4 protein-coding genes are annotated in these 5,434 nt (G+C 70.3%); all 4 read right to left on the bottom strand.

Going from position 1 to position 5,434, the window contains the following annotated elements; translation table 11 throughout:
• Positions 1–144: 144 nt before the first annotated feature.
• Positions 145–1,794: a glycoside hydrolase family 13 protein gene (locus ACFW3D_RS41895; protein WP_500513726.1), complete on the bottom strand. Its 1,650-nt coding sequence runs from the start codon at positions 1,792–1,794 to the stop codon at positions 145–147.
• Between the two features lie 98 nt (positions 1,795–1,892).
• Positions 1,893–2,774, bottom strand: coding sequence for a carbohydrate ABC transporter permease (locus tag ACFW3D_RS41900; RefSeq protein WP_500513727.1), 882 nt, complete (start codon positions 2,772–2,774; stop codon positions 1,893–1,895).
• A 14-nt stretch (positions 2,775–2,788) separates the two neighbouring features.
• On the bottom strand, positions 2,789–3,763 hold the full coding sequence (locus tag ACFW3D_RS41905) for a carbohydrate ABC transporter permease (RefSeq protein WP_500513728.1): 975 nt from the start codon (positions 3,761–3,763) through the stop codon (positions 2,789–2,791).
• A 37-nt stretch (positions 3,764–3,800) separates the two neighbouring features.
• Complete coding sequence (locus ACFW3D_RS41910) at positions 3,801–5,213, bottom strand: extracellular solute-binding protein (protein ID WP_500513729.1); 1,413 nt, start codon at positions 5,211–5,213, stop codon at positions 3,801–3,803.
• Positions 5,214–5,434 lie beyond the last annotated feature (221 nt).

Here is a 5,434-nt window from a genome sequence, read left to right on the forward strand (position 1 = left end):
CATCAGGGGTTCCCCAGGAATTCGTTGCGGCGGCGGGGGGGGCGCGGGGGGGGGGCGGCGGGCCCCCCCCCCCGGGGGGGGGGGGCGGGCGGGGGGGCCCGGGCGCCGGGGGGGGCGGCCCCCCCCCCCTCGGCGTACGCGCTGTCAGGACGCGGACGCCTCCGTCCCGCCGGGTCCGGCCGGGTCCTCCAGGCGCAGCCACACGCAGGTGTCCCGGGGGAGCCGGCCGTCCTCGGCGAGCGGTCCGCTGGACAGCAGCAGCTGCCGGTGCGCGGGGAGCCCGACGGGGTCCGCGGACAGGTTGAGCACGCACGCGAAGCCGCCCTCGCGGCGGAGGGCGAGCACGTCGCCCGGACCGTCGAGCCAGTCCATCGGGCCCTCGCCCAGGCCGGGTTCGGAGCGACGGAGCCGCAGTGCCGTCCGGTACAGGCTCAGCATGGAGCCGGGGTCCGCCTCCTGCGCCTCGGCGGTGTACCGCGCCCAGTCCGCCGGCTGCGGCAACCAGGGGTGGTCGCCCCCGAAGCCGTACGGCGGCGCGTCCCCCGACCAGGGAAGCGGCACCCGGCAGCCGTCACGTCCCGGGTCGGTGCCGCCGGAGCGGAAGTACATCGGGTCCTGCAGCAGTTCGGCGGGGATGTCCTCGACCTCGGGCAGCCCCAGTTCCTCGCCCTGGTAGAGGTAGACCGAGCCGGGCAGCGCCAGGGTGAGCAGCGCGGCGGCGCGGGCGCGCCGGGTGCCCAGCTCCAGGTCCGTGGGGATGCCGTGGGCCTTGGTCTTGAAGTCGAAGCCCGTGTCGGCGCGGCCGTAGCGGGTGACCGTGCGCGTCACGTCGTGGTTGGCCAGCACCCAGGTCGCCGGCGCTCCGACCGGCGCGTGCGCGGCGAGCGTCGCGTCGACGGAGGCCCGCAGCCGCTCCGGTTCCCAGGGGCAGGCAAGGAAGTCGAAGTTGAAGGCGGTGTGCAGCTCGTCGGGACGCAGGTAGCGGGCGAAGCGCTCGGTGTCCGGCAGCCACACCTCGCCGATCAGCACACCGTCGTAGGCGTCGGCGACGGCGCGCCACGACCGGTAGATGTCGTGCAGCTCGTCGCGGTCGATGTAGGGGTGCGGGTCGGTGCCCTCCACGAAGTCGGGCAGGTCCGGGTCCTTGGCGACCATGGCGGCCGAGTCGATGCGCACCCCGGCCACGCCGCGGTCGAACCAGAAGCGCAGCACGTCCTCGTGCTCCCGCCGCACCGCGGGATGGGCCCAGTTGAGGTCGGGCTGCTCCGGGGCGAACAGGTGCAGGTACCAGTCGCCGTCCGGGAGCCGGGTCCAGGCGGAACCGCCGAACTGGGAACGCCATCCGTTGGGCGGCAGTTCGCCGTCCTCGCCGCGGCCGGTGCGGAAGTGGAAGAGCTTGCGCTCGGCGCTGCCCGGCCCGGCCTCGAGGGCCGCCCGGAACCAGACGTGCCGGTCGGAGACGTGGTTGGGGACGATGTCGACGATGGTGCGGATGCCCAGGGCGCGCGCCTCGGCGATCAGCTTCTCGGCGTCGGCCAGGGTGCCGAACGCCGGGTCGATGGCGCGGTAGTCGGCGACGTCGTAGCCGCCGTCGGCCATCGGTGAGGGGTACCAGGGGCTGAACCAGAGCGCGTCCACGCCCAGCGCGGCCAGGTACGGCAGTCTGGACCGCACCCCGGCGAGGTCGCCGGTGCCGTCCGCGTCTCCGTCGGCGAAGCTGCGTGCGTACACCTGGTAGATGGCGGCGCCGCGCCACCACGCGTCGGTGGCCTCGGCCGGGTGGATGTCTGCCACGTGACTGGTCCTTTCGGGCAGCTGGGACCGCGCCGCCCGCCCCGTGGCGGGCGGCGTGGTGCTGGACGGGTACGGCCGGAGGCCGTCGGGGCCGGGTCTCAGCCCTTGAGGCCGCCGGCGGTGAGGCCGCTCATGATGTTGCGCTGGAAGACGAGGAAGATCAGCAGGGTGGGGACGGAGGCCATCGCGATGGCCGCGAGCAGCCAGTTCTCCGGCACCCCGCTGGCGAGGGAGTAGATGCCGACGTTGAGGGTCTGCTTGGTCGGGTCGTTCAGGGTGAGCATCGGCCAGAGGAAGTCCTTCCAGACCCCGACCACCGCGAAGATGGAGACCACTCCGAGGATCGGCCGGGAGATCGGCAGGACCACCGACCACAGGGTCCGCATCTGCGAGGCCCCGTCGATCGCGGAGGCGTCGAGCAGCTCCTGCGGCACCGAGTCGAAGAACCGCTTGAGCAGGAAGATGTTGAAGGCGTTGGTGACCGAGGGGAGCCAGATCACCCAGGGCGAGTTGAGCAGGTTGCGCTGGAAGATCGGCACGTCCAGGACGGTCAGGTACTGCGGTACGACCAGGACCGTCGCCGGGATCATCAGCGTGGCCAGCATCATCCCGAGGATCGCCTTGCCGAACACCGGGCGCAGCTTGGACAGCGAATAGGCGGCGGCGACATCGAGGACCAGCTGGAAGGCGAGCGCCCCGAAGGCGTACCAGAGGGTGTTGAGCAGGAGGTGGGACAGGTCCATCACTTCCCAGGCACTCGTGTAGTTCTCCGGGTGCAGGGCCTGCGGGAAGGTGGTGGGCGGGATCCGCGCGAACTCCTCGGTGCTCTTGAGGCCGTTGGAGGCCATCCAGTACAGCGGGCCGAGGAAGACCAGCGTGAAGGTGGTGACCACCAGGGTGAGGACGGTCCGGTAGAGGATCCGGCCGCGCCGGCTCGCCAGCTGCGTCGGCGATATCAGCGTTCGGGTGCTGCTGCTCATCGGTGTGTCCCGTCCTACTCGTCCGCGGCGCGGCTGAGCCGCACGTAGCCGGCGGAGAAGACCGCCAGCAGTACGAGCAGCACCAGCCCGAGCGCCGCGGCACCGCCGTAGTTGTTGAAGCTGAAGGCGTACTGGTAGATCAGGTAGACGACGGTGGTCGTGGACCCCTCCGGGCCGGAGCCGCCGGTCAGCAGGAAGGGTTCGGTGAAGACCTGCATCGTGGCGATGATCTGCATCAGCAGCATCAGCGAGAGGATCAGCCGGGTCTGCGGGACCGTCACGTGCCAGATCTTGCGCAGCAGTCCGGCGCCGTCGAGTTCGGCGGCCTCGTACAGCTCGCCGGGGATGCCCTGGAGGGCGGCCAGGTAGATCAGGGTGGCGCCGCCCATGTTCATCCAGGTGGAGGCGATGACCACCGAGAGCATGGCGGTGTCGGTGGACTGCAGCCACTGCTGGGTGGGCAGGTGCAGCGTCTCCAGGATGCGGTTGAACAGGCCGTACTCGGGGTTGTAGAGGTTCTTGAAGAGCAGCACCGAGGCGACCGGCGGCAGCATGACCGGCAGGTACACCAGCAGCCGCAGATAACCCCGGGTGTGCCGCATCTCGTTGAGCAGCAGCGCCACGAAGAAGGGCACCGCGAAGCCGAGCAGCAGGGCCAGGCCGGTGAAGAGCAGGGTGTTGCGCCAGGCCTGCCAGAACGCGGGGTCGTGGAAGACGTAGTTCAGGTTGGACCAGCCGACCCAGGTGGTCTGCCCGCCCTCGGTCTTCTGGAAGGCCAGCAGGAACTCCCGCACCATCGGGTACCACGAGAAGAACGCGAAGCACAGCACGGCGCCGATCAGGAACGCGTGCGCGGTGAGGTTGCGGCGCAGGGCGCGGCCGGCCCGCCCCGGACGACGGCCGTCCGGGGCGGGGCGGCGCACCGTACGGCGCGACCGGCTCTTCGCGGGAGTGCTGGCGGGCAGGGTGGGGGCGCTGGGGGCCGACATCGTCGCTCCTGGGTGCCGGGTGCCGAGGGGGCCTGGGCTACTGGTTGGCGAGGACCTGGTTGACCTGGGTCTCCGCGGTGGACAGCAGCTTGGCGGCGTCCGCGTTCTTGTTGGTCAGGACGCCGGACATCACGTTGTCCAGGACCTTGTAGATCTCCTGGGCCTTTGCCGGCTCGGCCTTGCCGGGAACCGGGTTGTCCATGAAGGCGCGGAAGTTCTCGACCGGCATGGTGGCGCTGGCGGCCTTCAGCTGGTCGTCCTTGGTCTTGCTGGCACCGGTGAAGAAGGCCGGCTGGGGCAGGCCGACGGGGAGGCCGTCCGCCTTGCTGCGGGCGTAGTCGAACTGGCCCGCGCCGGGGGTGAGGGTCTTGAAGTTCAGCCAGGCGATCGCGGCCTTGATCTTGTCGGGCGAGCTGCCCTTCTTGATCATGTAGTCGTTGCCGCCGAAGAGGGTGGCCTTGCCGCCGGGGATCGGGCCCATGCCGAAGTTGGCGTAGTCGGCGCCGAGCTGCTGGACCATGTACGTGATGTCGTCGGGCGCGGCCAGGAACATGCCGAGCTTGTCGGCGGCCATCTGCTTCTGCAGGTCGCCCCACTTCAGCAGCTGGGTCTGGCCCATGCTGTTGTCGGTCCAGCGCATGTCGTGCAGGTTCTGCACGATCTCCTTGCCGAGGTCGGTGTTGAAGGCCGCCTTGGTGCCGTCGGCGGACACGACGTCGCCGCCGAGGCCGTACATCGTCGCGGTGTAGTGCCAGCCGCCGGTGTTCTGCGCGCTGTACTCGCCGTAGCCCGATATGCCCTTGCCCAGGCCCGCGATGGCCTTCGCCGCGGTGCGCACCTCGTCCCAGTCGGCCGGGGGCTTGTTGGGGTCGAGGCCGGCCTGGGTGAAGAGCTTGCGGTTGATGAGCAGGCCCATGCGGTAGTTGCTGGTGGGCAGGCCGTAGAGCTTGCCGTCCTTCTTCAGCACGTCGAGCACGTTGGAGTCGATGTCCGCCAGCGCCGGGACGGTCTTGTCGGTGACGTACGCGCTGATGTCCGCGGCACCGTCGTTGTCGAGCACCTGCTGCAGGTCGGTGAAGTACGTGTAGAACACGTCCGGCTGGGACTTGGCCTTCAGCGCGGCCGTGAAGCGGGCCGGCTCCTCGCACTGACCGGGCGTCGACTTACCGTCGATCGTCACGTTCGGGTACTTCTTGTTGAAGGCGGCGACGTCCTCCTTCCACTCCTTGAGCTCCGCCTTCTTCGCGGCCGGCGGCATGCAGTCGATGGTGAGCGTGACCTTGGCCTTCGGGTCCAGCGGGGCGGTGGGGTCGGACGAACCGCCGCCCGCGTTGTTGTCGTTGTCCGCGCTGCTGCTGGTACCGCAGGCGGTCAGGGCGGCCAGGGCCAGCGCGGAGACGAGCGTGGCCGCGGAGGCACGGCGGGCGGAGCGGAACCAGGAGCTTCTCATCGGTGGTCCCCTTCGGGCATGAGCGTGGAAGCCCCCGACCACACGCAGCGGGGGCGTCGCACACTCAAGCACCACAAACAGATGTCCGCAAGATCTCGCGCAGATTTCGCAAAAGATTGACGGCCTTGCGCAGCTCGGCAACGAAGGCCGTGAACACCGGGGACGGGGCGGGAAGTCCGAGGCCGCAAACGCGGACCGGGCGGTTCCGACGTCGTCGGAAC

Origin of the sequence: Streptomyces sp. NPDC058864 (assembly GCF_042742985.1) — a bacterium.
Lineage (GTDB): Bacteria > Actinomycetota > Actinomycetes > Streptomycetales > Streptomycetaceae > Actinacidiphila.